This window comes from Sulfitobacter sp. PM12 (assembly GCF_045586035.1).
GTDB classification, from domain to species: domain Bacteria; phylum Pseudomonadota; class Alphaproteobacteria; order Rhodobacterales; family Rhodobacteraceae; genus Sulfitobacter; species Sulfitobacter pontiacus.
The window spans coordinates 2294701-2319686 of the sequence record NZ_CP151529.1; the positions used below are offsets into that span (position 1 = coordinate 2294701).

Here is a 24986-nt window from a genome sequence, read left to right on the forward strand (position 1 = left end):
AGGCGCAGGGCATCCTCTGCGCCTTTTTCTTTGTGGCTAGCGCTTTGCCTTGCAGCAGCTCCGACGCGCCACACCCTGCCCTACAAACGCAAAACGCCGCGCAGGGGGCTGCGCGGCGTTTCTATTTAGCGTGAGAACGTTTTAGCTCAGGCGGCTGACCACGATGGTAACCTCGGGCTTTTTGCCGATCTCATCGTTGGCCGACTGACGCACAGTGCGCTTCAACCCATCGTGAAGCTTGTCGTCGTCGCGCAGGGTCTTGGCGTTTGCACGGCCAAGGAACTGGGCCAGATCGGCTTCCAGCACGTCAACCAGCGACGTCTTGGATCGTCCTTGCTCTGGCAGACCCATGGCATCGACCCAAGGATCGCCCAAGGCTTCGTCATTCTCGTCCATGATGACGGTCACGGTGACGTGGCCGTTCAGCGCCATGCGGATACGGTCGCGCACGACGCCATCCATCGCGCCAATCTGGGTAGAGCCGTCAAGATACGTCCGCCCGCTGTCGACATATTCAACGACCTTGGGCTCGTTGCCCGACAGGTCGATCATCATGCCGTTAACGGCCAGAACACCCTTCATCCCCTTGGCGTTGGCGATTTTGGTGTGCTCACGCAGGTGGCGGTGCTCACCATGCATCGGGATCAGAATCTGCGGCTTGACCACGTCATGTAGCGTTTCCAGATCGGGACGGTTGGCGTGGCCCGATACGTGATACAGACCCGAGCTGTCGTCGACGATATCAACGCCCATCTCGGAGAACGCGTTGATCACCTTGATCACCCCACGCTCGTTGCCCGGAATGGTTTTGGAGGAGAACAGGAACATGTCCCCTTCCTTCATTTCCAGCCCCATGTATTTGCCGCGTGCCAGCTGTGCCGACGCCGCACGACGCTCCCCTTGCGAGCCTGTCACCAACAGCATCAGGTTCTCGCGCGGGATGCCGCGGGCTTCTTCCGGGCTCACGACCGGGGGGAAGTCCTTCATCACGCCGGTTTCAAGCGAGGCTTCGACCATGCGTTTCATCGCACGTCCCAGCAGCACAACCGACCGCCCTGCCCGTTCGCCCGCATCCGCGAGCGTCTTCACACGCGCGACGTTAGAGGCAAAGGTCGTCGCGACGACCATACCCTGCGCCGTGCCGAGCAGCTTTTCAATCTCTGGCCCGACGGTCGCTTCGGACCGGCCTGCATGCTGCGAGAAGACGTTGGTACTGTCACAGATCAGCGCCTTGACGCCGTCTTTGGACACGTCGGCCCAAAGGTCGGGGTCGTAGGGTTCACCAACGCCGGGTGTCATGTCGATCTTGAAGTCGCCCGAGTGGATCAGCCGATCACCGGCCACGTCGATCACCAGCGACGACGATTCAGGGATGGAGTGGGACATGGGCAGGAAGCCCACTTTGAACGGCCCTACGGTCGTTTGCTGCGGCCAAGGGGCCACGGTGGTCACCGCATCGTCGGGGTGGCCGTATTCGTCCATCTTGCGCTTGGCGATATTGGCGGTGAATTTCCGCGTATAGATCGGCGCGCGCAGGCGGTCATAGGTATGGGCCACGGCACCGATATGGTCTTCGTGGGCGTGGGTGATGAAAATCGCCTCGATCTGGTCGCGGCGTTCTTCAAGCCAGGCGATATCGGGGATGATCAGATCCACGCCGGGGCTTGTGTCCATGTCGGGGAAGGCGACGCCAAGGTCGACAACAATCAGCCGCTCCTTACCGGGTTTCCCGTATCCATAAACATAGGCATTCATGCCAATTTCACCTGCCCCACCGAGGGGCAGATAGATCAATCTTTCGCTGCTCATATGACTAAGCGGTATCCTTGTTATAGTTATAAATCACGGTCAGGCCGTGCATCGTCAAATCATCTTGGTATGCATCAAACAGATCGACTGTCTGTTGAAAGAGCGGGGCCAGCCCGCCTGTGGCAATCACGCGCATTTCGCGGCCGCGCTCAGCCTTTATTCGGGCACATATCTCACGGACGAGGCCAACATAACCCCAAAAAATGCCCGATTGTATGCAAGAGACGGTATTTGTACCAATCACCGCCTGTGGTTTCGAGATGTCTACATGAGGTAAGGCCGCCGCGGCGTTATGCAATGCCTCAAGGCTCAGGTTTACACCGGGGGCAATCACCCCGCCGATATAGGCCCCGTCCGTATCGACCACGTCAAAGGTCGTCGCCGTGCCGAAATCGACAATGATCAGATCACCGCCATAAAGATCATGCCCCGCCACCGTGTTGACCAGACGGTCAGGCCCCACGGCGGTGCCTTCGTCAACGCGGACATCCACGGGCAGCAGGCAATCGGCTTTGCCCACCACAATGGGCCGCGTGTCAAAATAGCGGTCCGCCAGAACGCGCAGGTTGAACACCACCCGCGGCACGGTCGAGCTGATGATGACATCGGTGATATCTGCCTCGACGCCCTGAAACTTCATCAAGGTGCTGAGCCAGACGTAATATTGGTCAGAGGTACGCTGCCATTCGGTAGAGGTCCGCCACGTCCCGAGGAACCGCGCCCCGTCCCAGATCGAAAAGACTGTATTGGTGTTTCCGCAGTCAATCGCCAACAGCATGGCACATCCCTCCGCTCGCGCTTAGAAAAATACATCCGCCGCAGTGATGGGCACACGGCCTTTAGGGGTGCGCAGGATCAGGTTGCCTTGCGCGTCCACGTCTTCGAACACACCACGGGTTTCGTCCTTCATGGTGCGCGCGACGATCTCTTCGCCCAAACGCGCGGCATGGGACAACCACGCGGTACGGATGGGGGCAAAACCATAGGTCTGGAACTGGGTTTCCAACTGCGCGTATTCCGCCGCCAGCGCATCTAGAAAGACCTCGGGCGGGACCACCTTGCCGGTCTCTGCCACGACGGAAACGGGGCGCAGGGCCCCTGCTTCGACCTGATCGGCACCGGGCGCATGGGCAAGGTTCACCCCGATTCCGATGGCCAGAAAATCACCGATGCTTTCCAGCAGGATGCCCGCGACCTTACCGCCGTTCAGCAGCACGTCGTTCGGCCACTTCAGGGTAAAGGCCCCCTCGTCCCGCGTGGTGGCGACAAAGGCGCGGCGCAGGGCAAGCGAGGCGACAAAGCTGCGCAACGCCGCGGTCGAGGGGCTTTCGGACCGGCGCATCATCAGAGTCGCTGCAAAATTGCCCCGTGGCGTGGCCCAGGACCGACCGCGCCGACCGCGTGCGGCGGTCTGCTCCTGCGCGAGGATCCATGTGGACCCTGTCAGCTCGCTCGCTTGGCGTGCCGCCTCGCTCAGCGTGGAATCGACGCTATCGAAAACCTGCCGCCCATAGCCATCGGGCCAAGACGCGTTTTGCGCCTTGGCCCCCGTTGCTCCCGCGGTGGAAGCGCCATTGTTCACCGATGTCACCGGCAGATCAGTTGATCAGCGTCGCCGCTGCAGAGATCGCAGCAGTTTCGACGCCAAACATGTTCAGGATACCCACGACCATGATCACGGCAGAGGCAACAACGAACCCCGACAGCAGGCTGCTTTTACCCTCGTCCAGGCGGTCATCGCCTTCGGCACCGAAATACATCAGGAAAACGATACGCAGGTAATAATAGGCACCGATGGCCGAGGCCACAGCGCTTGCAACAACCAGCCAGACCAGCCCCGCATCCACACCCGCCTGCCAGACACCCAGCTTGGCGAAGAAGCCCAGCATTGGCGGCACACCAGCAAGCGAGAACAGCAGCACCAGCATCGCCAGCGCCTTACCCGGCGCGCGTTTGGAATACATATTCAACGCCGAGATATCGGTGACCGGCTGGCCGTCTTTCTCCATCCCGAGGATGAAGGCAAAGGTGCCGATGTTCATGGTCACGTAGATCGCCAGATAGACCAGCATGGATTTGACACCCAGCTCGGTCCCGGCGGCAAGGCCGATCAGCGCATAGCCCATGTGGGCGATCGAGGAATAGGCCATCAGGCGTTTGATGTTGGTCTGACCAATCGCGGCGACGGCACCAAGGAACATGGACAGGACCGACAGCAGCGCGACGATCTGGCTCCAGTCGGCGACAGCATTGCCGAAGGCGTCATGCAGCACGCGGGCAAACAGCGCCATCGCGGCAACCTTGGGGGCTGTGGCGAAGAAAGCTGTAACCGGCGTCGGTGCGCCCTCGTAGACATCAGGCGTCCACATGTGGAACGGCACGGCCGAAACCTTGAACGCCAGACCAGAGACAACAAAGACGATCCCGAACAACAGGCCAATCGATGTCTGCCCTGCGCTCGCGAGGCTCATGACGCCCGCGAATTGCGTGGTGCCGGCGTAGCCATAGACCAGCGACACACCGTACAGCAGCAAACCAGAGGACAAAGCGCCCAGAACGAAATACTTCAGACCCGCTTCGGTCGATTTCACGCTGTCACGACGCAGAGAGGCGACGACATAAAGCGCCAGCGATTGCAGCTCGAGGCCCATGTAAAGGGTCATCAGGTCGCCCGCGCTGACCATCATCATCATGCCGACGACGCTCAGCGCGATCAGCACCGGATATTCAAACCGCAGCAGCCCGCGCTTTTTCATATATGCTTCGGACATCGCCAGCACCGCCGCCGCGCTGAGCAGCATGGTGACCTTGGCAAACCGGGCAAAGCTGTCTTCGACGAACAGACCGTTGAAGGCGATGCGCGTGGTGCCACCGCTGGTCATACCGATCCAGATCGCCAGCAGCGTCATCACGATTGCTGTGGCCCAGACGATCACCCCCGCGGCGGCGTCCTTGTTGGTGTAAACCGCCCCAAGCAGTGCCAGGATCGCGAAAAGCGCCAGCAGGATTTCGGGCAGGATGACATTCAGATCAGCGGAAATCATCGCGCGGTCCTTTATTCTGAGGCCGTCTGGACAGCGGCACCTGCCGCCTCCAGGGCCGTATCATAGCTATCAACAAGGGCGGCAACCGATGGCCCGATCATGTCGAGCACCAGCGCCGGGTAGACACCCAACAGCAACGTCATTGCCACCAGCGGGGCAAAGATCCAGCGTTCGCGGCGCGACATGTCGGTGATGGTGCGCAGGCTTTCCTTGATCAGATCGCCCATCACCACGCGGCGATAGAGCCACAGCGCATAGGCCGCCGAGAAGATCACCCCGGAGGTAGCTACCGCCGCGACCCAGGTGTTCACCTGGAAGGTCCCCATCAGCGTCAGGAATTCCCCGACAAAGCCCGATGTCCCCGGCAGTCCGACGTTGGCCATGGTGAAGAACATGAACACCAGCGCATAGGCAGGCATCCGGTTCACCAGACCACCATAGGCGTCAATCTCGCGGGTGTGCATCCGGTCATAGATCACGCCCACACACAGGAACAACGCAGCCGAGATGAAGCCGTGGCTGATCATCTGGAAGATCGCGCCATCCAGGCCCTGCTGGTTAAAGGTAAAGATACCCATGGTCACGAAACCCATATGCGCAACTGAGGAATAGGCGATCAGCTTTTTCATGTCTTCCTGCACCAGCGCCACCAGCGAGGTATAGACAATCGCGATCGCCGACATCCACAGCACCAGCGGGGCCATCACATCTGCCCCCACGGGGAACATCGGCACCGAGAAGCGCAAGAAGCCGTAGCCGCCCATTTTCAACAGGATCGCCGCCAGCACCACGGAACCGGCTGTCGGTGCCTGAACGTGTGCGTCAGGCAACCATGTGTGCACCGGCCACATCGGCATTTTCACCGCGAAGCTGGCAAAGAACGCCAGGAACATCATGGTCTGCAAACCGCCGACCACGGTGATCCCCGCAATAGAGAAGCTATCGGAGGCAAAGGTATGGGTCAGCAAGCTGACCTCGCATCCGCCAATACAGGTTGTGCCGGCATCCGCGTACATCATCACCATCGCCACCAGCATCAGGACGGACCCGAGGAAGGTGTAGAGGAAGAACTTGAACGAAGCGTAAATGCGGTTCGCCCCGCCCCAGATGCCGATGATCAGGAACATCGGGATCAGACCTGCTTCGAAGAAGAGGTAGAAGAGCACCAGATCCAGCGCCATGAACACGCCAAGCATCAGCGTTTCCAGCAGCAGGAAGGCGATCATATATTCCTTGACCCGCGTCTCTACGTTCCAGCTGGCGGCAATGACCAGTGGCATCATAAAGGTGGTCAGCATCACGAAAAGGATCGAAATCCCGTCAACGCCCAGGCGATATTTCAGGCCCATCAGCCACTGCGCCTCGTCGACGAACTGGAACCCGGTGTTGGACGGGTCGAAGTCGAACAGGATGAACAGCGAGATCAGGAAGGTGACCGTCGTCGTGATCAGTGCGAGCCACTTTGCATTGCGCCCCGCTGCGGCGTCATCGCCCCGCAGGAACACAGCCAGAATAAGCGCCGCAAAGCTGGGCATGAAGGTAATGATGGAAAGCAAGTGATGATCCATTAGTGTGCCCCCCCGCTCATCGTCATCCAGGTCACAAGGACCGCGATGCCGATCACCATGGCAAAGGCGTAGGTAAAGATATAGCCGGACTGCGCGCGCCCTGCCAGTCGGGTGAGGAACGGGATGATCCCCATAGCGACACCGTTCAGCGTGCCGTCGATCACATTGCCGTCCCCGCGCTTCCAGAAGAAGCGACCGATGGCCATCGCGGGTTTGACGAAGATCACGTTATACAGCTCGTCGAAATACCACTTGTTCAGCAAGAACAGATAAAGCGGCCGTTGGTTCGCCGCCAGACGCGACGGCAGGGTCGGGTTCCAGATGTAGAACCACAAGGCCATCACAAGGCCAAAGACCATCGCGATGAACGGGCTGACCTTGACCCATGCTGGTGCGGCGTGGGCGTCGTCCAGAACGTGGTTGTCGGGTGCGATATACAATGCCCCCTCGCCCGGTGCACCGGCGAAGGCGGGACCGTGGTGACCAGCATCGGCACCGTGGCCGTCTTCAGCGTGGTCACCTGCGTCGGCGTGGCTGTCTTCCGCCCCTTCAACATGGGTTTCACCACCGGCGGCCATCTCGGCCATGGGGATGCCATAGAACTCGCCCACATCCTCGGCATGGCCAAAGAAGCTGTTGTACCAGATCATACCCGCAAAGATCGCGCCAAGGCTCAACACGCCAAGTGGCACCAGCATGACCATCGGGCTTTCATGTGCGTGGTCATGGGTATGCTTGTCGCCGCGCGCCTTGCCAAAGAAGGTCAGGAACATCAGGCGCCAGCTGTAGAAGCTTGTCATCGCAGCCGCGATCACCAGCATCCAGAAACCATACATGGACCCGCCACCCCAGGCGCTTTCGATGATCGCATCCTTGGACAGGAATCCCGCGAAGCCAAAATGCGTCAACGGAATACCGACACCGGTAATAGCCAGCGTACCGATCATCATCGCCCAGAACGTATAGGGGATTTTCTTACGCAGCGCGCCATAGTTACGCATATCCTGCTCGTGGTGCATGGCGTGGATCACCGACCCCGCCCCCAAGAACAACATCGCCTTGAAGAACGCGTGGGTGAACAGGTGGAACATCGCGGCAGAATACATGCCAACGCCAGCGGCCACGAACATATACCCAAGCTGCGACATGGTCGAATAGGCGATGACGCGTTTGATGTCGTTTTGCACCAGACCGATGGTCGCGGCGACAAAGGCGGTGGTGGCCCCAAGGAAGGTGACGAAAGTCATTGCCTCGGGGGCGACCTCCATCAACGGAGACATACGGCAGACAAGGAAAACACCGGCCGTCACCATCGTCGCGGCGTGGATCAGCGCCGACACAGGCGTCGGGCCTTCCATCGCGTCGGGCAACCATGTGTGCAGGAAGAGCTGCGCCGATTTACCCATCGCACCGATGAACAGCAGGATCGCGATCAGGTTCGCGGCGTTCCAGTCGGCCCAAAGGAAACCAACGGTTGTTTCCGCCAGCTCGGGTGTTGCGGCGAAGACATCGTCGAACTTGATCGAGTCGGTCAGATAGAACAGGCCAAAGATACCAAGGGAAAAGCCGAAGTCACCGACACGGTTGACCACAAACGCCTTGATCGCCGCCGCATTCGCCGAGGGCTTCTTATAGTAGAAGCCGATCAGCAGATAGGATGCGACGCCCACGCCTTCCCAGCCAAAGAACATTTGAACAAGGTTGTCAGATGTCACGAGCATCAGCATCGCGAAGGTGAAGAACGACAGATAGGCGAAGAAACGGGCGCGATAGGGTTCGGCGTCCGAGAAATTCTCGTCATGGGCCATGTAGCCGAAGGAATACAGGTGCACGAGGCTGGAGACCGTGGTGATCACGATCAGCATTATCGCGGTCAGACGGTCGAGACGGATCGCCCAATCGGTCGACAGGCTGCCGCTTTCGATCCAGCGCAGGATCTGGATGTGCTGTGTTTCACCGTCAAACGAAAGGAAGACGATCCAGCTGAGCAGCGCCGCGAGGAACAGTAGACCCGTTGCCACATATTGGCCGGTCTTCTCCCCGATCAGCTTCCAGCCGAAACCACAGATCAATGCACCGACAAGTGGTGCGAAAAGAATGATCGTTTCCATGATCTTAGCCCTTCATCACGTTGACATCTTCAACCGCGATCGTACCCCGATTGCGGAAGAAGCAGACCAGAATGGCCAGCCCGATTGCGGCCTCGGCCGCAGCGACGGTCAGGACGAACAGCGTGAACACCTGCCCCACCAAATCACCCAGATAATAGGAGAAGGCGACAAAGTTGATGTTCACCGCCAAGAGCATAAGCTCGATCGACATCAACATGATGATGATGTTCTTGCGGTTCAGGAATAGCCCGAAAATGCCAATGACAAACAGCGTCGCCGCTACTGTCAGGTAATGTTCAATTCCGATCATGTCGTCCCTCGGTTCTTTTGCCCGTTTCAGGCGTTCTTTAGTTCTTGTCGCTGGATGTTTCCATCCCGATCCCGTCGCATCTAGAAAATGCTGTAGCCGCCCACGACCACGATCAAAACCACGACAAGCACCACAATTGTATTACGTGACATGGATCACATCCTTGATTGAGCAGGCCGCTTAAAGGCCCTGCCCGGGTTTCACATCATTCAGTTTCATCGCCAGCTTCGGATCACGCATCATCTGGTCGACCACGTTCTGGCGTTTCACATCCGCACGGTGGCGCAGCGTCAACACAATCGCCCCGATCATCGCGACCAGCAGGATCAGCCCCGACAGCTGGAACAGCAGGAAGTATTGATCATAAAGGATCAGGCCCAATGCAGCGGTATTATGCACCTCGTCGGTGATCACCTGCGTGCGCAGCCCTTCGGCGGCAGAGTTCGCATCCCACGCGCCGAACGCCATCACAAATTGCATCAGGATCACCAGACCGATCAGCAGGGCCAGCGGCATATAGCGCGCCATTTCGGCCTTGAGCTCGGCGAAATCGACATCAAGCATCATGACAACGAACAGGAACAGAACCGCGACCGCGCCGACATAGACAATGATCAGCAGCATCGCGACGAATTCGGCGTTGAGCAGCACGAAAAGCCCCGCCGCGCTGAGGAAGGACAGGATCAACCACAGCACCGAATGCACGGGGTTGCGGCTGATCACAGTGAACAGCCCGCCAGCGATCACGCTGATCGCGAAGAGGTAAAATGCGAAAACGCTCATGCGTCACCTTCCTTGTCATCCAAAACACCCTGCGCGATTTCCATTGCGCGGGTCATGGCGGGGATGCCGGCGAAAACCGCCATCTGCCCGATCGTCTCTATCACTTGCTGCTTGTGGGCCCCTGCCTCTACCGCGTGGATCACGGCCTGACGCAGCGCCACGTCATTCTGGGCACCCTGCATGGTCAGCCCCGAAATCGTCAGCAACATCCGTGTTTTGGCATCCAACCCGTTGGGGTTCATCGTATTGCCAAAAAACGTTTCCATCATGTCTTTGGGCATCTTGCCCATCATCGCCTCGAACCCTTTGGGGGAAAACGCATCCATTGCAGGAAAGCCTTTGGCCATATCCTGCATCTGACGCATCATCTCTTCAAAAGGGTTCTGGCTGTCGGTCATCGGTACGGCGCGTCCAGTTCAAGGTTGCGCGCGATTTCAGCTTCCCAGCGTTCGCCGTTGTCCAGCAGCTTGGCCTTGTCATAGAACAGCTCTTCGCGGGTCTCGGTCGAGAATTCAAAATTCGGCCCCTCGACAATCGCGTCAACCGGGCAGGCTTCCTGACAGAAACCGCAGTAGATGCATTTGGTCATGTCGATGTCGTAGCGCGTGGTGCGGCGGCTGCCGTCATCGCGCGGTTCCGCGTCGATGGTGATCGCCTGCGCCGGGCACACCGCTTCGCACAGTTTGCACGCGATGCAACGCTCTTCCCCGTTGGGATAGCGGCGCAGGGCGTGTTCACCACGGAATCGAGGGCTCAGCGGGCCCTTTTCATGCGGGTAGTTGATCGTCGCCTTGGGCTTGAACATATACTTAATGCCCAGCTTCAAGCCTTGATAGAAATCCTGCAGCAGGAAGTATTTCGCGTGACGAGTATAGTCGGTGTTAGCCATATCAGCCCCCTACTGTCCAACGGGCATAGATACCCCAGAACCAATCGAATTTCGCGGCGAAGGATACGAAGACAACCCAGAACAGGCTGAATGGCAGGAACACTTTCCATCCCAGACGCATCAGCTGGTCATAGCGGTACCGCGGCGTGATCGCCTTGACCAACGAGAAGAAGAAGAACACCAGCCCCATTTTGGCGACCATCCAGAAGATGCCGTCCGGCAGGCCGGGGATCGGCGACAGCCAACCGCCAAAGAACATCAGCGAGATCAGCGCGCACATCAGCACCACGGCGACCAGTTCGCCGATCATGAACAGCAAGAAGGGCGTGGAGGAATATTCGACCTGATACCCGGCAACCAGTTCCGATTCCGCTTCGGGAAGGTCAAACGGCGGGCGGTTGGTTTCGGCCAGCGCAGAGATGAAGAACAGGATCAGCATCGGGAAGTGCGGTAGCCAATACCAGTTCAGCAGACCGTAGTCGCCGCTTTGCGACAGCACGATGTCCCCGAAGTTCAACGAGCCAGAGCTGATGACGACGCCGATGATGATCAGGCCGATCGACACTTCGTAAGAGATCATCTGCGCGGCAGAGCGCAGCGAGCCCAGAAACGGGTATTTGGAGTTTGACGCCCACCCGCCCATGATCACGCCATAGACTTCAAGCGACGAGATCGCGAAGACATAGAGGATCGCGACGTTGATGTTCGACAGAACCCAACCGTCGTTGAACGGGATCACCGCCCAGGCGACCAGCGCCATAACCAATGTGACCATCGGAGCCATGAAGAACACGGCGCGGTCCGCACCAGCGGGCACGACCACCTCTTTGACGATGTATTTCGCGAAATCCGCAAAGGATTGCAGCAGACCGTAGATGCCTACAACGTTCGGGCCGCGGCGCAGCTGTACCGACGCCCAGATTTTCCGGTCGGCGTACATCAGGAACGCAAGGGCAAGAAGCAGGGGAATCACAACAAGGAAAATCTGGCCAATAATCAGCAGGATCGTCCCCAGCGTGGTGTTGAAAAAGAAGTCAGCCATAGGTCCTCACACCGTCGGTATGCCTTTTTCCATGCAGTTCTGCACGGTCACTTCAGCATCTATTGTCTTCAAGCCCGCAGGCAGGCTCGGCGAGATGGTGTAAACAGCATCTGCGTGCCAGACACCACCCTCGATCTCAACATTTGTACGCACGTGGCGGGCAAAACCAAAGCCCCGGATCAAAGTATAGCGCGCCGCGGCACATTCCGCGTATTCCGCTACATTCTCGGATGACTGTGCTTTGGTCATCGCCACGTCGAACTGGACAAGGTCCCCGTCCAGCAGTTTGGTTTCAACACCGCGATACTCGGGAATGAAATCTTCGGCCATGGGCGCTTGCGTTTCGCAGGCACCCAGAACCAAAGGCAACATCATCCCCAAAATCCTCACTCCGCCGCCAGTGGTTTTTCGCGGCGGGCTTTGGCGTTGGCCGAAAGCTCTGCCATCAACTGGCTGGCGCGGGCGATGGGGTTGGACAGGTAGAAATCGGCAATCGCAAAGCGCAACGGGCTGCCGCCCAGATCGCCTGTGGCCACAGGCTGCCATGCGTTTTCAGCAACCTGATCGATATTCCCCAGATGCGGGACATCAGCGACCAGCGCCTTGCGCAATGCCGCAAGCGAATCGAACGGCAGCTTGGCATCCAGCTCGGCACTCAGCGCGCGTAGGATGGCCCAGTTTTCCTTGGCCTGACCGGGGGCAAAGCTGGCACGCGCGGCAAGCTGCGGACGGCCTTCGGTATTGACGAACAAACCGCCCTCTTCCGTATAGGCGGCACCGGGCAGGATGATATCGGCACGGTGCGCGCCGCGATCCCCGTGCGAGCCTTGATAGATCACGAAGGGGCCAGCAGGAATGTCGCCTTCATCGGCGCCAAGGTTATAGATCACATCGGCGGCCAGCACATCGTTGATGCCATTTTCGGCAACGGCACCGACGTCCATCGCACCCACACGGGATGCGGCAGTGTGCAAAACCATAAAGCCGGATTGCGTCGCCTCGGCCAGCGCCATGGCAGCGGCCAGAACCTCTGCCCCGTCTTCGCGCGCCAAGGCCCCCATGCCCACAACGATGACCGAGGATTTCTCGGCAATGTCGGCGTGGTCCTTTTTCAGCAGGTCATTCAGCAGCGACGGGCTGTCGCCCAGATGATCGTAATCGTAGGTCAGATCGACCGCTGGGCCCATCAGCGCCACATCCGCGCCGCGGGTCCATGCCTTGCGGATACGGGCGTTCAGCACCGGTGCTTCCACCGCGGGGTTCGCGCCGATCAGCATCACGGCTTGCGCGTGATCCAGATCTTCGACCGTGGCGGTCCCGACATAGCCCGACCGGTTGCCCGCAGGCAGCTTCGCGCCATCGGTCCGGCATTCGACAACGCCGCCCTGCCCCTCGATCAGTTGTTTCAACGCATATGTCGCCTCGACCGAGGCAAGGTCACCGATCAGACCGGCGACTTTCTTGCCCTTCATCGCAGCAGCGGCAGCGGCCAATGCTTCGGGCCAGTCAGCTTTGCGCAATTTTCCGTTTTCACGAATATAGGGCGTGTCCAGACGCTGGCGGCGCAGTCCGTCCCAGACGAAACGGGTTTTATCGGAAATCCATTCCTCGTTCACGCCATCATGGTTGCGCGGCAAGAAGCGCATGACTTCGCGGCCTTTGGTATCCACACGGATGTTCGACCCAAGCGCATCCATCACGTCGATCGATTCGGTCTTTGACAGTTCCCACGGCCGCGCGGTGAAAGCATAGGGTTTCGAGACCAGCGCCCCCACGGGGCACAAGTCGATGATGTTGCCCTGCAGGTTCGAATCGAGCGTCTGCCCCAGATAGGCTGTGATCTCGGCGTCTTCACCACGGCCAGTCTGGCCCATCTGGTGAATGCCCGCGACCTCGGTGGTGAAACGCACACAACGAGTGCAGGAAATGCAGCGCGTCATATGGGTTTCGACCAATGGACCCAGATCCAGATCTTCGGTCGCGCGCTTCGGCTCGCGGTAGCGGCTGAAGTCAACGCCGTAGGCCATCGCCTGATCCTGAAGGTCACATTCGCCGCCCTGATCGCAGATCGGGCAATCCAGCGGGTGGTTGATCAGCAGGAATTCCATGACGCCCTCGCGGGCCTTTTTAACCATGGGCGAATTGGTTTTGACGACAGGCGGCTGGCCCTCTGGGCCAGGACGCAAGTCGCGCACCTGCATGGCGCAGGACGCCGCAGGCTTGGGTGGGCCGCCCACGACCTCCACAAGACACATCCGGCAGTTACCGGCAATCGACAGACGTTCATGGTAACAGAAACGCGGAATTTCCACCCCTGCTTCCTCGCACGCCTGAATGAGCGTCATCGCCCCTTCGACTTCGACTTCCTTGCCGTCAATGATGATCTTGCGGGTATCGCTCATATGCTTATTTCGCTCTCAGTAACGAACCGATCCGGCTCGATTTTTGGATTTCTGCACGCCCTAACGCACAATAGCTTTGCGGGTCCGAAGTATCGACCCCCTTCGCCTTTAAATATGCGGCCCCACGGGCCTTCATGCGCGCCTTTTCAGCATCGCTTTTGCGGTAGGCGTCAATTTCGTCCGACGTATAGCCCAAAGATTTCGCCGTATTGTGCACATTGTTCAAATAGCTGAGTGCGCGGATCATACGGGCCGAGATATCGGGGCATTCTTTGCGAATCCGGTCGGCCAGTCCAAGATCAAGCAGCGCATCATCAACAGCCGGTACATCACGCAGCGGCGGCTTTGCGGCGACAGGGCTGGCCATCAGGGCCACGGTTGTTACGGCGATCAATACGTTACGCATCTTACTCTCCTCATGTAGCGGGGCGGACTGCCCCTTGCTACACATGGGAACTGACCCCGATGTTATTCAATAACATCTCCGGATCAGCCATTTGCCAGCGGTATGTCGCGCAAACGGTCAGGAAGGGCAAGCCCCCTGAAACGTCAAAGCGTCGTCCACAAGGCGCAAATTCTCGGGCGGGGTGTCCGGCCCCACGACCCATTTGATATCCGAACTGCCATAGTTGGTCACACAATAAACCGTCGCTTCATAGCGCGCCGCTTCGCGGGCACCGTTGATCGACTGTGACGCATTGCGCACCCGCAGGGTAAAGACATCGCGTTGCCCGTCGACTTTGCTCAGCTTGGTGCGGAAATATTTACCATCAAAGGCCAGACGGTCTTCGCGGGCGGTACAGCCGGCCAATACCGCGGCCGTTATACAAAATAGAACAATCTGCTTCATCTTCCCTCACTCTGCCGGTGTGGCCGGACCCGTCTTTTTGTGCAGCCCCCTGCCCGATCAACGGGTGAAAGCTATCGTTCTTCAGTCGTGCCTCAGAAGGCTGCGAAAATCGCCAGGACCGCCAAGGCCAGAATACAGACCAGCCCCAGCATAAAGAACAGCGACCGCATCGGCTGGTTGGTTGTCCCGATATGCACCACGGCCATCGCGACCCGCACCACCACGAACAGCGCCGCAAAGAGGTTCACCCAAAACACAGGCGCGCCAAGCAGCACCGCCGCGAGCGTCGATGCCAGAAACGGGCCCGACGCCTCTATCGCGTTCATGAACGCGCGTTCGCGGCGATAGACCACATCGTCGTAGTTCCGCTTGGGCTTGCCGCAATCGCAGCGCCCCTCTGGCGTGCGCCCCATGGTAGAGAGCGCGCCGAGGACACTGATCAGAATGGCCCAAAAAGCCAAAGCAGTCAGCGCGTGGCTATAGGCGGCAAAGCTTTCCATCAAAGCTTACTCCGCCGCGACGGCGCTGACGCGGCCGGTGCGTTTGTGCTTGATGCGATCCTCGATCTCGTCGCGGAAGTGACGGATCAGACCCTGAATGGGCCAAGCCGCTGCATCCCCAAGAGCGCAGATCGTGTGCCCTTCGACCTGCTTGGTCACGTCGAGCAGCATGTCGATTTCTTCGGGCTCCGCATCGCCGCGCACCAAACGGTCCATCACGCGCATCATCCAGCCCGTGCCTTCGCGGCATGGCGTACACTGACCACAGGATTCGTGCTTGTAGAACTTCGCCAGACGCCAGATCGCCTTGATCACATCAGTGGAGTTATCCATTACGATGACCGCAGCCGTCCCCAGGCCCGAGCGTTGTTCGCGCAAATAGTCGAAATCCATGATCGCGTCGCGCATCTGCGCACCGGGGATCATCGGCACAGACGACCCGCCGGGGATCACAGCCTTGAGGTTGTCCCAGCCGCCACGGATACCGCCGCAATGCTTTTCGATCAGCTCTTCAAAGGTGATGCTCATCGCTTCTTCGACGACACAAGGATTATTCACATGTCCCGAGATCGCAAACAGCTTGGTGCCCGCGTTGTTCGGACGGCCAAAGCTTGAAAACCATTCTGGACCGCGACGCAGGATTGTTGGAACCACCGCGATGGATTCCACGTTGTTCACCGTGGTCGGGCAACCATAAAGACCGGCCCCCGCAGGGAACGGCGGCTTCATCCGCGGCATGCCTTTCTTGCCCTCAAGGCTTTCCAGCAGCGCGGTTTCCTCGCCACAGATATAGGCACCTGCCCCGTGGTGCAGATAGATGTCGAAATCATAGCCGGATTTGCAGGCATTCTTGCCCACAAGCCCCGCGTCATAGGCCTCGTCGATCGCGGCTTGCAGCGCCTCGCGCTCGCGGATGTATTCGCCGCGAATGTAGATGTAGCAAGCGTTGGCGTTCATCGCGAAGCTTGCGATCAGGCAGCCCTCGATCAGCGTGTGCGGATCGTGGCGCATGATCTCGCGGTCCTTGCAGGTGCCGGGCTCGGATTCATCGGCGTTCACCACCAGATAGCTGGGGCGACCGTCGCTTTCCTTGGGCATGAAGGACCACTTGAGACCAGTAGGGAAGCCCGCACCGCCACGGCCCCGCAGCCCCGACGCTTTCATCTGGTCGATGATCCAGTCGCGCCCGTTCTTGAGGATGCCCGCCGTGCCATCCCAATGGCCACGCGCCTGCGCGCCTTTCAGCGTGCGGTCGTGCATACCGTAGATATTGGTAAAGATGCGGTCTTGATCCTGAAGCATGAAGCTAACCTTTATGTGTCACGGCTGGCCGCGCGGGCCCGCCTCATCTGATATATATTGACCATCGCCCAGATCAGGGCTGCCAGCGCGGCAAAATCGAACAGCAGCGCATAGCGTCCGGGCAAGCCGAACTGCGGCGCAAGCCATTGCGCCGCGATCCAAAGCAACATGGTGCCGGCAATGACAAGGCCGACCATCCGGCCCTTACGGGCCAGCGCGATTTCTTCCTTATCTGTCATCACACGGCATCCATGTCAGGCTCAGGTCTTTTTACTACGGGTGGAGAATTCGGTCTCTCCACCGGAGGCGAGGGTTTTGGCCTGCGCCATCCAGTCATCACGTTGAATACGGCCTTTGAACCGCACGCGGGCATCAACCCAAGCGATTTCAGCCGCGGTCCATTTGGCGATCTGATCAAAGTGATAGATCCCCAGCTCATTCAGCGTTTGTTCAAGTTTCGGCCCTACCCCACTGATAAGCTTGAGGTTATCGGCACCGCCAGTGCGCGGTTTGTCCAGCGTTTCGGGGCTGCTTTCGACCGTACCCGCCGGAATATCCGCGATTCCCGAACGGGTCGAGGTCGCCCCCTTGACGGTGGCCGGTGCCTGAGCTGTTTCAGCCGGCGTTGGTTCCGGGATAGAGGCGACAGGTTCCGCCGCCGCTTCTGTTGCTGGCGCAGGAGCCGGAGCCGCCTTGGCCTTTGCAGGCTCGGCTGCGGGGGCTTCGTATTTGTAGCTGCCCTTGCGCGCAGCGAGTTCCTCTTGGCCCTTCAGCTTGGCCGTGGGCTTGATCCCCGAGAAAGCGGCGGGTTCGTCTTTGGCCGCCGGCGAGGTGCCCGCTGTCGCCTCTGACGCGGCACCGCCGACATCGGCCTCGGCCTGACCGCCGGTCGTGTCTTCGGGGCGAGTCTCTACCGTTTCGGTGGCAGCGGGTTCCGCTTCCAGCGTCGGCTCAGGCTCTACCTCGGCGTCGCTGGTTGGTGCGGCGCTGGCCGCCTGGGTTGTGGCCGCCGTTGCAGGTGCCGCCGCCGCCGCAGGGGCGCTGGCCGTCTGCATAGGCTCATCCCGAAGCGACCCGCACATGAGTTTGGACAGGACCACAAAGGTCACAAGCCCCAGTATGATTCCAAGGAACAGGGAGGCGATAAAGCCCCAGCCGAAAACCAGCCAAAATAGCAACGCGAGGACAAGGCCGACCCCGGCCCCCCACCGCATGCAACCGCGTTTGCATTGCTCTTTTTGCGTCAAATCAGTCATGTCCGTCCCTTCGTTCGCCATTCAAGATGATCTATTATGTGTTATAGATACCATCTTTTGTGGCGCGCGACGAGAATTCTGTTTCTTCACCAGCAGCAAGTTTTTTCGCCTGCTCGACCCAGTTGTCGCGGGTCACGCGACCCTTGAAACCTTCGAGGTTCTGATCCACCCAGGATACCTCGTTCGGGCCCCAGTCAGCGATCTGGCTAAAGTGGTAAAAGCCCATCTTGTTAACCAGCGCTTCGAGCTTGGGACCGATGCCCTTGATCATCTTGAGGTCATCCGCCGCGCCGCCTTCGGGGGCATCCAGCGTCTTGGGCTTGGTGGCCGCAGCATCCGCATTGGCCTCTGCAGATTTCGCAACCGATGCTTTTTTGGTGCCCGCGGTCGAGGCTTTGGGCGCAGGGGCCGGATCGCCGGGTGCGACGCTGCCTGCTTCGGGTTTGCCCACAGCTTCGGTGCCGTCAGCCTCCCCCGGTGCTTCGGAGCGTTGATCCGAGGCATCGCCCACATCACGTGGTGCGTCTTCCTCTGCAGCGGTACGACCGCCTTGGGCACCGTCAGGGCCTTCGGGTGGCATATTGTCATCCCGCGCAACAGGCTGTTCCTTGTCAGAACCGGCGCTGTCTGCACCATCTTTACCCTGCCAGGGTGCTGTCAGCGGCACTTCGGTACCATCGATGCGCTTGAGCGTATCGCCGATGTCCACGGCCAGCTGCGCGCTCGCGTTATATTGTGTCTTGCCGCTGTCGTGATCGGTCAGGCTGGTCAGCCCGGACAGCGGTTCAGAGGCATAGCGCCCGTTCTGCGGGCCGGGTACAGGCACCTGCCCCGCCGCCATCTCGTCGATCATGGCCCGGAAGCCGTCGACGGTCAGATCTTCGTAATAGTCCTTGCCGATCTGCGCCATCGGCGCGTTCGAACAGGCGCCCAGACATTCGACTTCTTCCCACGAGAATTTGCCGTCTGCGCTGATCTGATGGGCCTTGGGCGCGATGCGCTCCTTGCAGACCTCGATCAGGTCTTCAGCACCGCAGATCATGCAGGATGTCGTGCCGCAAATCTGGAAATGCGCGACCTCGCCCACAGGCTGAAGCTGGAACATAAAGTAGAATGTCGCAACCTCGAGCCCGCGGATATAGGCCATGCCCAGCATTTCAGAGACATGTTCGATTGCAGGGCGGCTCAGCCAGCCTTCCTGTTCCTGCGCACGCCATAGCAAAGGGATGATCGCGCTGGCCTGACGGCCTTCGGGGTATTTCGTGATCTGCGCTTCGGCCCAGGCCTGGTTGGCAGGGGTGAAGGCAAAGCTTGTCGGTTGGTCAGGGTGCAAACGGCGCAGCATCAGATCAGGCTTTCGTTCTTGCGGAAACGGCAGGCGCCTCCGGCGGGAGTTTATTTGGCAAAATGAAGAGGACCCGGCTCAACGGTCGACCTCTCCGAAAACGATGTCCATGGTGCCGATGATCGCCGCGACATCCGCCAGCTGATGCCCCTTGGCGACATAGTCCATCGCTTGCAGGTGCAGGTAGCCGGGCGCGCGCAGTTTGGCACGGTAGGGTTTGTTCGATCCATCCGCCACAAGGTAGACGCCGAATTCGCCCTTTGGGGCCTCGACCGCGCAATAGACTTCGCCGGCGGGGACGTGGAACCCTTCGGTGTAGAGCTTGAAGTGGTGGATCAGGCTTTCCATGTCGGTTTTCATCGCGGTCCGGCTGGGGGGCGTGATCTTGCCCCGCGCCAATACATCGCCCTGCCCTTCGGGCGCGCGCAGCTTTTCGATGGCTTGCTGGATGATGTAGGTGGACTGGCGCATTTCTTCCATCCGGACGAGGTAGCGGTCATAGCAATCGCCGTTCACACCGGTCGGGATCTGGAAGTCGAATTCATCGTAGCATTCATAGGGCTGCGCACGGCGCAAATCCCATGCCAGGCCAGAGCCGCGGACCATCACGCCCGAGAAGCCCCAATCCTGGATGTCCTGTTCAGACACGATGCCGATGTCAGCGTTACGCTGTTTGAAGATCCGGTTTTCTGTCAGCAGCTGATCCACGTCGACCATGAAGCCCGACAGGAACTTGTGGGTCCATGCCTCGATATCATCAAGCAGCGCGGGCGGCAGATCCTGGTGGACCCCGCCGGGGCGGAAATAGGCCGCGTGCAGACGGGCACCGCAGGCGCGTTCGTAGAAGATCATCAGATCTTCGCGTTCTTCAAAGCCCCAGAGCGGCGGTGTCAGCGCACCCACGTCCATCGCCTGTGTGGTGACGTTCAGCAGGTGTGACAGGATGCGGCCAATTTCGGAATAGAGGACGCGGATCAGCGAGGCGCGACGGGGCACTTCGACACCGGTCAGCTTTTCGATGGCCAGACACCAGGCGTGTTCCTGGTTCATCGGGGCCACGTAATCCAGCCGGTCGAAATACGGCAGGTTCTGCAGGTAGGTGCGGCTTTCCATCAGCTTTTCGGTGCCACGGTGCAGCAGGCCGATATGCGGATCGCAGCGTTCGACAATCTCGCCGTCGAGTTCGAGAACCAGACGCAGAACCCCGTGCGCCGCAGGGTGTTGCGGGCCGAAGTTGATGTTGAAGTTGCGGATCTTCTGCTCGCCGGTCAGGGCGTCTTCGAAACCTTTGGTGCCGTCCATCATTTACGCTCCAGCTCAGTCAGTTTGACGCCCATCCACCACAAAAGGGCGACGGTGCCCAAAGGCACGATACAGGCAACAGACCAGTATTTATTGATCCCGAAAAACGGCAACAGCTTGACCATCGGGATGATTGTGAGGGCAGACAGTATGAACCACCACATGCCCCCCATTATTTTGCCTCCGGCTTTTCATCGCCCGGCAGAATATATTCGGCCCCTTCCCAAGGCGACATAAAGTCGAACTGGCGATATTCCTGAACGAGGCTCACGGGTTCATAGACCACGCGCTTTTCCGTCTCGTCATAGCGGACTTCGGTATAGCCGGTGGTTGGGAAATCCTTGCGCAGCGGGTAGCCGCGGAACCCGTAGTCGGTCAGCAGGCGACGCAGGTCGGGGTGGCCGGCAAAGATGATGCCGAACATGTCAAAGACCTCGCGTTCGAACCAGTTGGCCGACGGGTGGATATCGACGATCGAGGGGACCATATCCTCTTCGCGCGCGGCGACGCGCAAGCGGATGCGCTGGTTCTGGTACATCGACAGAAAATGATAGACGACATCAAAGCGTTTGGCGCGGCCCGGGTAATCCACCGCGGTGATATCCACCAGCGAGGAGAAACGGCAGGTCGCGTCGCTTTTGATAAATTCTACTAGACCGGGCAGATTGGCCTGGGTGACATCCATGTTCAGCTCGTCAAAGGCGATGTCCCAGCCGAGGATACAGTCGGGGCGTTTCGCTTCGATATACGCGCCAAGTTCGTTCAGTTGTTCTGACATATCAGCCCCTTAGCGAACAATTGTGCCGGTGCGGCGGATTTTGCGCTGCAACTGCATGATACCATAAAGCAACGCCTCTGCCGTGGGCGGGCAGCCGGGCACATAGACATCGACAGGCACGACACGGTCACAGCCGCGCACCACGGAATAGCTGTAGTGATAATAGCCGCCGCCATTGGCGCAAGACCCCATAGAGATCACATAGCGCGGTTCCGGCATCTGGTCATAGACCTTGCGCAGGGCCGGCGCCATCTTGTTGGTCAGCGTGCCCGCAACAATCATCAGGTCGGACTGACGCGGAGACGCGCGTGGCGCGGTGCCAAAACGTTCCAGATCGTAGCGCGGCATCGAGGTGTGCATCATCTCGACGGCGCAGCAGGCCAGACCAAAAGTCATCCAGTGCAGCGAGCCGGTACGGGCCCAGTTGATGATGTCTTCGGTCGAGGTCAGCAGGAAGCCCTTGTCCTGCAGTTCCTTGTTCAGGTTCTGGGTGGCCACATCGCGGTCCATCCCGGCCACATTGGCCCCGGCGGCTGCTACTGCCATTCCAGTGCTCCCTTTTTCCACTCATATGCAAAGCCGGCGGTCAGCACGGCAAGAAAGACCATCATCGACCAGAAACCGGCCATGCTCACGTCCTGAAAGGCCACGGCCCAGGGGAAGAGGAAAGCGATTTCGAGGTCAAAGATGATGAACAGGATCGACACGAGGTAGAACCGCACGTCAAATTTCATCCGGGCGTCGTCAAAGGCGTTGAACCCGCATTCATAGGCCGACACTTTTTCAGGGTCCGGGTTGCGCACGGCCAGCACGACGGCGGCCAGGATCAAAACAATGCCAAGGACAATCGCCACGGCAAGAAAAAGTAGGATCGGCAGGTATTCCCGCATCATGTCGTCCAAGGGGAAGCTCCTTTTGCGTATGCGACGCGCCACGCGCCCTGTCAGCCAAACGGCACTATTGGCTTTGGTCGGTTTACTCCGCTGTCCGGTCAGGGTCAACCGAGCCCGCCATATTTGCGTCATCCTGTCGTGGGGCGCGGCGCGCCCTGCCCGCGCCTGCGTGATTGGCGCTATTTTTCCAGCAGATCGCGGCTCTCGCGCCAGCTGTGCTGCGGCGCGAACCCCAGCAGGTCACGCGCCTTTTCGATGCTGTAGAATGTCTCGAACTGGTCCATATCGCGGGTCTGGCGCACGTCTTTATAGTAGCGATCAATCAAGTCAGACGTTTGTGCGGCGACAGAGGTGTCGGCGTTGGCCACATTGAACACCTCGTAGCCCAAGCCGTCCACATCAAGACAGCGCTGCACCATCTGCCCTAGATCGCGGGCATCGATATAGGCGAAGATATTGCGCCGACGTTGATCGGGGTCGTGAATGAAGCCGGGGAAAAGGCTGGCGTATTCATGCGGTTCGATCACGTTGTTGATTCTCAACCCGTAGATATCCGCCCCCGTGCGCGCCTGAAAGCTGCGCGCCGTCGCCTCGTTGCAGACCTTGGACATGGCATAGCTGTCTTCGGGCACGGTCGGGTGATCTTCATCGACGGGGATATAGTCGGGCTTGCGCTCCCCCTGGGCAAAGCAGACGCCATAGGTCGTCTCGGATGAGGCAAAGATGATCTTGGGCACCCCCGCCGTCACGGCAGCATCAATGACATGATAGTTGCCAAGCGTATTGACCCGAAACACCTCTGTATCCGACGTGATCAGGATGCGCGGCACGGCGGCGAAATGCACAACGGCGTCAAACCCCAGCACGCCGGTGCCCTCATCCAGTTCGCCCAGATTCATCAGACTATGCATCACATCATGCATCTGGCCCGCGTCGGTGATATCGGCAATGCGGTTGTCAACGCCGGGGTGATCCAGCGGCTGCTGGTCCACGTTCAACACCTGATGCCCCTGATCCATCAGATAGGGGATCACATGCCGCCCCGCCTTGCCGCTGCCGCCGGTGAATAGAATACGCATGGGGGCCCCTCTCGCCGTTGATGTCGTGGCAAAGCCTAGAGCCTTGCCGCCCCGCTTCAACCCGTAACCCAGGCCGCCTTGCGCTTGTCGAAGAAAGCACCGATTCCCTCGGCCGCCTCTTCGGTTTCCCAGCGGTCGGCCAATGCGGCGATGGTATGGTCCACGACCTGCGCGTCGATCCGCGGTCCCAGATCCCGCGCAAGCTGTTTCGCCGCAGCCACGGCCCCCGGCGCACAGGACAGATAGGGCACGACCTCGGCCTCGATCGCAGCGTCCAGCGCATCCGCCGACACCGCACGGGCCAGCAACCCCAGATCGACCGCCTCCGCCGCGTCAAACAGACGGGCCGACATGAACACCCGCCGCGCGCGCCCCTCGCCCATGCGGGCCAGCACATAGGGGCCGATGGTGGCCGGAATGATCCCCAGCCGCGTCTCGGTGAACCCCATCTTCAACGTATCAACCCCGATCGCCACGTCACAGACCGAGGCCATGCCGACACCGCCACCAAAGGCATTCCCCTGCACCCGACCGATCAAGGGCTTGGGCAGCGTGTTCAGCGCGCCCAACATCGTGGCCAGCTTGCCTGCCTCGGCCGAGCGTGTCGGCCCATCCATATCGCGCTGCGCCTGCATCCAGCCCAGATCACCGCCCGCGCAAAAGCTTTTGCCCGCTCCGGTCAGCACCACGACCCGCACAGCATCATCAGCGGCCAAGGCGGCGGCGGCCCCGGTCAGCTCCGCGATCATCTGCGCGGACATGGCGTTGTGCTTTTCCTCGCGCGCCAACGTCAAGGTCGCGACCCCGCGCGCGTCGGTCTCCAGCTTCAGTGTCTCGTACATCATCCTGCCCTCATCCGCCGCGCCATCTCGGCGGCTTCCTCGATCACCGCCTGATCCAACCCGGTGTCATAGCCAAGCGCCATCAGATGCGCGTTGACCTTTTCCGTAGCAACATTGCCCGCAGCCCCCGGCGCATAGGGGCACCCCCCCAAACCGCCGACGGCGGCATCGAACACCCGCACGCCCATGGACAGGGATGCATCGATATTGTCCATCGCCCGCCCGTTGGTGTCATGGTAATGCCCGGCCAAACGCCCCACAGGCACCACATCGCGCACCGCCAGCAACATGCGCGCAATCGTATCCGGCGTGCCCGCCCCGATGGTGTCACCAAGCGAGACCTCATAGCAGCCCATAGAGAAAAGACGATCCGCCACTTCCGCCACCTTGGATGGCGCGACCGCCCCGTCATAGGGGCATTCCACCACACATGAGACATAGCCCCGCACCGGCATATCCACATGGCGTGCCTGCTCTAAGATCGGCGCGAAACGCTCGAACGCCTCCTCGATGCTGGCGTTGATATTCTTCTGGCTGAACCCCTCGCTGGCCGAGGCGAACACCGCGATCTCTCCCGCTTTGGCCGCGACCGCATCCTCGTAGCCCCGCATATTCGGCGTCAACGCGGCATAACGCACCCCCTCGACCCGAGCAATCCCGCCCAGAACCTCACCCGATCCGGCCATCTGCGGCACCCATTTGGGGCTGACAAAACTCGCCACCTCGATCCGGGAAAACCCCGCACGGCTCAGCAGGTCGACCAGCGCGATCTTCTCCGACACCGGAATTTCGCGCGCCTCGTTTTGCAGCCCGTCCCGTGGACCGACCTCGAATATCTCGCAGACCCCTTTATCCATAACGCCCCCTCCCCTTCATTTTGC

At 59.7% G+C, this 24986-nt stretch carries 28 protein-coding genes; all 28 read right to left on the reverse strand.

The genetic code is table 11. The annotated features are described in order from the left end of the window. Positions 1-141: 141 nt before the first annotated feature. The 28 genes from AADW22_RS11245 to AADW22_RS11380 all read right to left on the reverse strand — a co-directional run bounded on the left by AADW22_RS11245 (position 142) and on the right by AADW22_RS11380 (position 24962). Positions 142-1809 carry a ribonuclease J gene (locus AADW22_RS11245; protein WP_407473734.1) on the reverse strand — a complete coding sequence of 556 codons (1668 nt, stop codon included), beginning with the start codon at positions 1807-1809 and terminating at the stop codon, positions 142-144. A 4-nt stretch (positions 1810-1813) separates the two neighbouring features. Then, positions 1814-2587, reverse strand: a complete 774-nt coding sequence (locus AADW22_RS11250; protein WP_407473735.1) for a type III pantothenate kinase — start codon at positions 2585-2587, stop codon at positions 1814-1816. Positions 2588-2608: 21 nt separating this feature from the next. Further along, positions 2609-3400: a biotin--[acetyl-CoA-carboxylase] ligase gene (locus AADW22_RS11255; RefSeq protein WP_081781252.1), complete on the reverse strand. Its 792-nt coding sequence runs from the start codon at positions 3398-3400 to the stop codon at positions 2609-2611. Between the two features lie 7 nt (positions 3401-3407). Next, complete coding sequence (gene nuoN, locus AADW22_RS11260; protein ID WP_005853955.1) at positions 3408-4853, reverse strand: NADH-quinone oxidoreductase subunit NuoN; 1446 nt, start codon at positions 4851-4853, stop codon at positions 3408-3410. Between the two features lie 11 nt (positions 4854-4864). Continuing rightward, positions 4865-6421, reverse strand: coding sequence for an NADH-quinone oxidoreductase subunit M (locus AADW22_RS11265; RefSeq protein WP_009824853.1), 1557 nt, complete (start codon positions 6419-6421; stop codon positions 4865-4867). Beyond that, the gene (gene nuoL, locus AADW22_RS11270; protein WP_243250379.1) at positions 6421-8532 is read right to left on the reverse strand and encodes an NADH-quinone oxidoreductase subunit L; all 2112 of its coding nucleotides are present in this window, start codon (positions 8530-8532) and stop codon (positions 6421-6423) included. The genes AADW22_RS11265 and nuoL overlap by 1 nt, the downstream gene beginning before the upstream one ends. Before the next feature lie 4 nt (positions 8533-8536). Continuing rightward, positions 8537-8842 (reverse strand): NADH-quinone oxidoreductase subunit NuoK, encoded by a 306-nt coding sequence (gene nuoK / locus AADW22_RS11275; protein WP_005853964.1) that lies wholly within the window; start codon positions 8840-8842, stop codon positions 8537-8539. A 180-nt stretch (positions 8843-9022) separates the two neighbouring features. Further along, positions 9023-9625 (reverse strand): NADH-quinone oxidoreductase subunit J, encoded by a 603-nt coding sequence (locus AADW22_RS11280; RefSeq protein WP_005853967.1) that lies wholly within the window; start codon positions 9623-9625, stop codon positions 9023-9025. Continuing rightward, complete coding sequence (locus tag AADW22_RS11285) at positions 9622-10023, reverse strand: carboxymuconolactone decarboxylase family protein (RefSeq protein ID WP_407473736.1); 402 nt, start codon at positions 10021-10023, stop codon at positions 9622-9624. Before AADW22_RS11285 ends, AADW22_RS11280 begins: the two co-directional genes overlap by 4 nt. Beyond that, positions 10020-10514, reverse strand: coding sequence for an NADH-quinone oxidoreductase subunit NuoI (gene nuoI, locus AADW22_RS11290; protein WP_005853971.1), 495 nt, complete (start codon positions 10512-10514; stop codon positions 10020-10022). Before nuoI ends, AADW22_RS11285 begins: the two co-directional genes overlap by 4 nt. Position 10515: 1 nt before the next feature. Beyond that, a complete protein-coding gene (gene nuoH, locus AADW22_RS11295; RefSeq protein ID WP_005853973.1) occupies positions 10516-11556 on the reverse strand; it encodes an NADH-quinone oxidoreductase subunit NuoH in 1041 nt (346 codons plus the stop codon). A gap of 6 nt (positions 11557-11562) precedes the next feature. Then, positions 11563-11931 (reverse strand): hypothetical protein, encoded by a 369-nt coding sequence (locus AADW22_RS11300; protein ID WP_005853975.1) that lies wholly within the window; start codon positions 11929-11931, stop codon positions 11563-11565. Between the two features lie 11 nt (positions 11932-11942). Then, a complete protein-coding gene (gene nuoG / locus AADW22_RS11305; RefSeq protein ID WP_407473737.1) occupies positions 11943-13958 on the reverse strand; it encodes an NADH-quinone oxidoreductase subunit NuoG in 2016 nt (671 codons plus the stop codon). Between the two features lie 4 nt (positions 13959-13962). Continuing rightward, on the reverse strand, positions 13963-14364 hold the full coding sequence (locus AADW22_RS11310; RefSeq protein WP_005853978.1) for a DUF5333 domain-containing protein: 402 nt from the start codon (positions 14362-14364) through the stop codon (positions 13963-13965). 117 nt (positions 14365-14481) lie between these two features. Then, complete coding sequence (locus AADW22_RS11315) at positions 14482-14808, reverse strand: hypothetical protein (protein ID WP_005853981.1); 327 nt, start codon at positions 14806-14808, stop codon at positions 14482-14484. Positions 14809-14900: 92 nt separating this feature from the next. After that, complete coding sequence (locus AADW22_RS11320) at positions 14901-15308, reverse strand: MAPEG family protein (protein ID WP_037944459.1); 408 nt, start codon at positions 15306-15308, stop codon at positions 14901-14903. Positions 15309-15314: 6 nt separating this feature from the next. Then, the gene (gene nuoF / locus AADW22_RS11325; RefSeq protein ID WP_009824861.1) at positions 15315-16610 is read right to left on the reverse strand and encodes an NADH-quinone oxidoreductase subunit NuoF; all 1296 of its coding nucleotides are present in this window, start codon (positions 16608-16610) and stop codon (positions 15315-15317) included. Between the two features lie 11 nt (positions 16611-16621). After that, positions 16622-16849 carry a DUF5337 domain-containing protein gene (locus tag AADW22_RS11330; protein ID WP_005853987.1) on the reverse strand — a complete coding sequence of 76 codons (228 nt, stop codon included), beginning with the start codon at positions 16847-16849 and terminating at the stop codon, positions 16622-16624. Between the two features lie 21 nt (positions 16850-16870). Then, on the reverse strand, positions 16871-17887 hold the full coding sequence (locus tag AADW22_RS11335; RefSeq protein ID WP_407473738.1) for an endonuclease: 1017 nt from the start codon (positions 17885-17887) through the stop codon (positions 16871-16873). 13 nt (positions 17888-17900) lie between these two features. Continuing rightward, positions 17901-19211, reverse strand: a complete 1311-nt coding sequence (locus AADW22_RS11340) for an NADH-quinone oxidoreductase subunit E (protein ID WP_005853991.1) — start codon at positions 19209-19211, stop codon at positions 17901-17903. A gap of 78 nt (positions 19212-19289) precedes the next feature. After that, the gene (locus AADW22_RS11345; RefSeq protein WP_005853993.1) at positions 19290-20513 is read right to left on the reverse strand and encodes an NADH-quinone oxidoreductase subunit D; all 1224 of its coding nucleotides are present in this window, start codon (positions 20511-20513) and stop codon (positions 19290-19292) included. Then, a complete protein-coding gene (locus AADW22_RS11350; RefSeq protein ID WP_005853995.1) occupies positions 20513-20677 on the reverse strand; it encodes a hypothetical protein in 165 nt (54 codons plus the stop codon). Before AADW22_RS11350 ends, AADW22_RS11345 begins: the two co-directional genes overlap by 1 nt. Before the next feature lie 8 nt (positions 20678-20685). Next, on the reverse strand, positions 20686-21291 hold the full coding sequence (locus AADW22_RS11355; protein ID WP_037944466.1) for an NADH-quinone oxidoreductase subunit C: 606 nt from the start codon (positions 21289-21291) through the stop codon (positions 20686-20688). A 9-nt stretch (positions 21292-21300) separates the two neighbouring features. Continuing rightward, on the reverse strand, positions 21301-21837 hold the full coding sequence (locus AADW22_RS11360; RefSeq protein WP_005853998.1) for an NADH-quinone oxidoreductase subunit B family protein: 537 nt from the start codon (positions 21835-21837) through the stop codon (positions 21301-21303). Then, the gene (locus AADW22_RS11365) at positions 21828-22193 is read right to left on the reverse strand and encodes an NADH-quinone oxidoreductase subunit A (protein WP_005854000.1); all 366 of its coding nucleotides are present in this window, start codon (positions 22191-22193) and stop codon (positions 21828-21830) included. The genes AADW22_RS11360 and AADW22_RS11365 overlap by 10 nt, the downstream gene beginning before the upstream one ends. A gap of 170 nt (positions 22194-22363) precedes the next feature. Continuing rightward, positions 22364-23263, reverse strand: a complete 900-nt coding sequence (locus AADW22_RS11370; RefSeq protein ID WP_407473739.1) for an NAD-dependent epimerase/dehydratase family protein — start codon at positions 23261-23263, stop codon at positions 22364-22366. A 56-nt stretch (positions 23264-23319) separates the two neighbouring features. Then, positions 23320-24105, reverse strand: coding sequence for a crotonase/enoyl-CoA hydratase family protein (locus AADW22_RS11375; RefSeq protein WP_289080953.1), 786 nt, complete (start codon positions 24103-24105; stop codon positions 23320-23322). Next, on the reverse strand, positions 24105-24962 hold the full coding sequence (locus AADW22_RS11380; protein ID WP_037944468.1) for a hydroxymethylglutaryl-CoA lyase: 858 nt from the start codon (positions 24960-24962) through the stop codon (positions 24105-24107). The genes AADW22_RS11375 and AADW22_RS11380 overlap by 1 nt, the downstream gene beginning before the upstream one ends. Between the last annotated feature and the right edge of the window lie 24 nt (positions 24963-24986).

Coding starts and splice junctions, on each gene's coding strand:
- AADW22_RS11245 (WP_407473734.1), bottom strand. CDS start 1,809: ATGAGCAGCGAAAGATTGATCTATCTGCCCCTCGGTGGGGCAGGTGAA.
- AADW22_RS11250 (WP_407473735.1), bottom strand. CDS start 2,587: ATGCTGTTGGCGATTGACTGCGGAAACACCAATACAGTCTTTTCGATC.
- nuoN (WP_005853955.1), bottom strand. CDS start 4,853: ATGATTTCCGCTGATCTGAATGTCATCCTGCCCGAAATCCTGCTGGCG.
- AADW22_RS11265 (WP_009824853.1), bottom strand. CDS start 6,421: ATGGATCATCACTTGCTTTCCATCATTACCTTCATGCCCAGCTTTGCG.
- nuoL (WP_243250379.1), bottom strand. CDS start 8,532: ATGGAAACGATCATTCTTTTCGCACCACTTGTCGGTGCATTGATCTGT.
- nuoK (WP_005853964.1), bottom strand. CDS start 8,842: ATGATCGGAATTGAACATTACCTGACAGTAGCGGCGACGCTGTTTGTC.
- AADW22_RS11280 (WP_005853967.1), bottom strand. CDS start 9,625: ATGAGCGTTTTCGCATTTTACCTCTTCGCGATCAGCGTGATCGCTGGC.
- AADW22_RS11285 (WP_407473736.1), bottom strand. CDS start 10,023: ATGACCGACAGCCAGAACCCTTTTGAAGAGATGATGCGTCAGATGCAG.
- nuoI (WP_005853971.1), bottom strand. CDS start 10,514: ATGGCTAACACCGACTATACTCGTCACGCGAAATACTTCCTGCTGCAG.
- nuoH (WP_005853973.1), bottom strand. CDS start 11,556: ATGGCTGACTTCTTTTTCAACACCACGCTGGGGACGATCCTGCTGATT.
- AADW22_RS11300 (WP_005853975.1), bottom strand. CDS start 11,931: ATGATGTTGCCTTTGGTTCTGGGTGCCTGCGAAACGCAAGCGCCCATG.
- nuoG (WP_407473737.1), bottom strand. CDS start 13,958: ATGAGCGATACCCGCAAGATCATCATTGACGGCAAGGAAGTCGAAGTC.
- AADW22_RS11310 (WP_005853978.1), bottom strand. CDS start 14,364: ATGCGTAACGTATTGATCGCCGTAACAACCGTGGCCCTGATGGCCAGC.
- AADW22_RS11315 (WP_005853981.1), bottom strand. CDS start 14,808: ATGAAGCAGATTGTTCTATTTTGTATAACGGCCGCGGTATTGGCCGGC.
- AADW22_RS11320 (WP_037944459.1), bottom strand. CDS start 15,308: ATGGAAAGCTTTGCCGCCTATAGCCACGCGCTGACTGCTTTGGCTTTT.
- nuoF (WP_009824861.1), bottom strand. CDS start 16,610: ATGCTTCAGGATCAAGACCGCATCTTTACCAATATCTACGGTATGCAC.
- AADW22_RS11330 (WP_005853987.1), bottom strand. CDS start 16,849: ATGACAGATAAGGAAGAAATCGCGCTGGCCCGTAAGGGCCGGATGGTC.
- AADW22_RS11335 (WP_407473738.1), bottom strand. CDS start 17,887: ATGGCGAACGAAGGGACGGACATGACTGATTTGACGCAAAAAGAGCAA.
- AADW22_RS11340 (WP_005853991.1), bottom strand. CDS start 19,211: ATGCTGCGCCGTTTGCACCCTGACCAACCGACAAGCTTTGCCTTCACC.
- AADW22_RS11345 (WP_005853993.1), bottom strand. CDS start 20,513: ATGGACGGCACCAAAGGTTTCGAAGACGCCCTGACCGGCGAGCAGAAG.
- AADW22_RS11350 (WP_005853995.1), bottom strand. CDS start 20,677: ATGTGGTGGTTCATACTGTCTGCCCTCACAATCATCCCGATGGTCAAG.
- AADW22_RS11355 (WP_037944466.1), bottom strand. CDS start 21,291: ATGTCAGAACAACTGAACGAACTTGGCGCGTATATCGAAGCGAAACGC.
- AADW22_RS11360 (WP_005853998.1), bottom strand. CDS start 21,837: ATGGCAGTAGCAGCCGCCGGGGCCAATGTGGCCGGGATGGACCGCGAT.
- AADW22_RS11370 (WP_407473739.1), bottom strand. CDS start 23,263: ATGCGTATTCTATTCACCGGCGGCAGCGGCAAGGCGGGGCGGCATGTG.
- AADW22_RS11375 (WP_289080953.1), bottom strand. CDS start 24,105: ATGTACGAGACACTGAAGCTGGAGACCGACGCGCGCGGGGTCGCGACC.
- AADW22_RS11380 (WP_037944468.1), bottom strand. CDS start 24,962: ATGGATAAAGGGGTCTGCGAGATATTCGAGGTCGGTCCACGGGACGGG.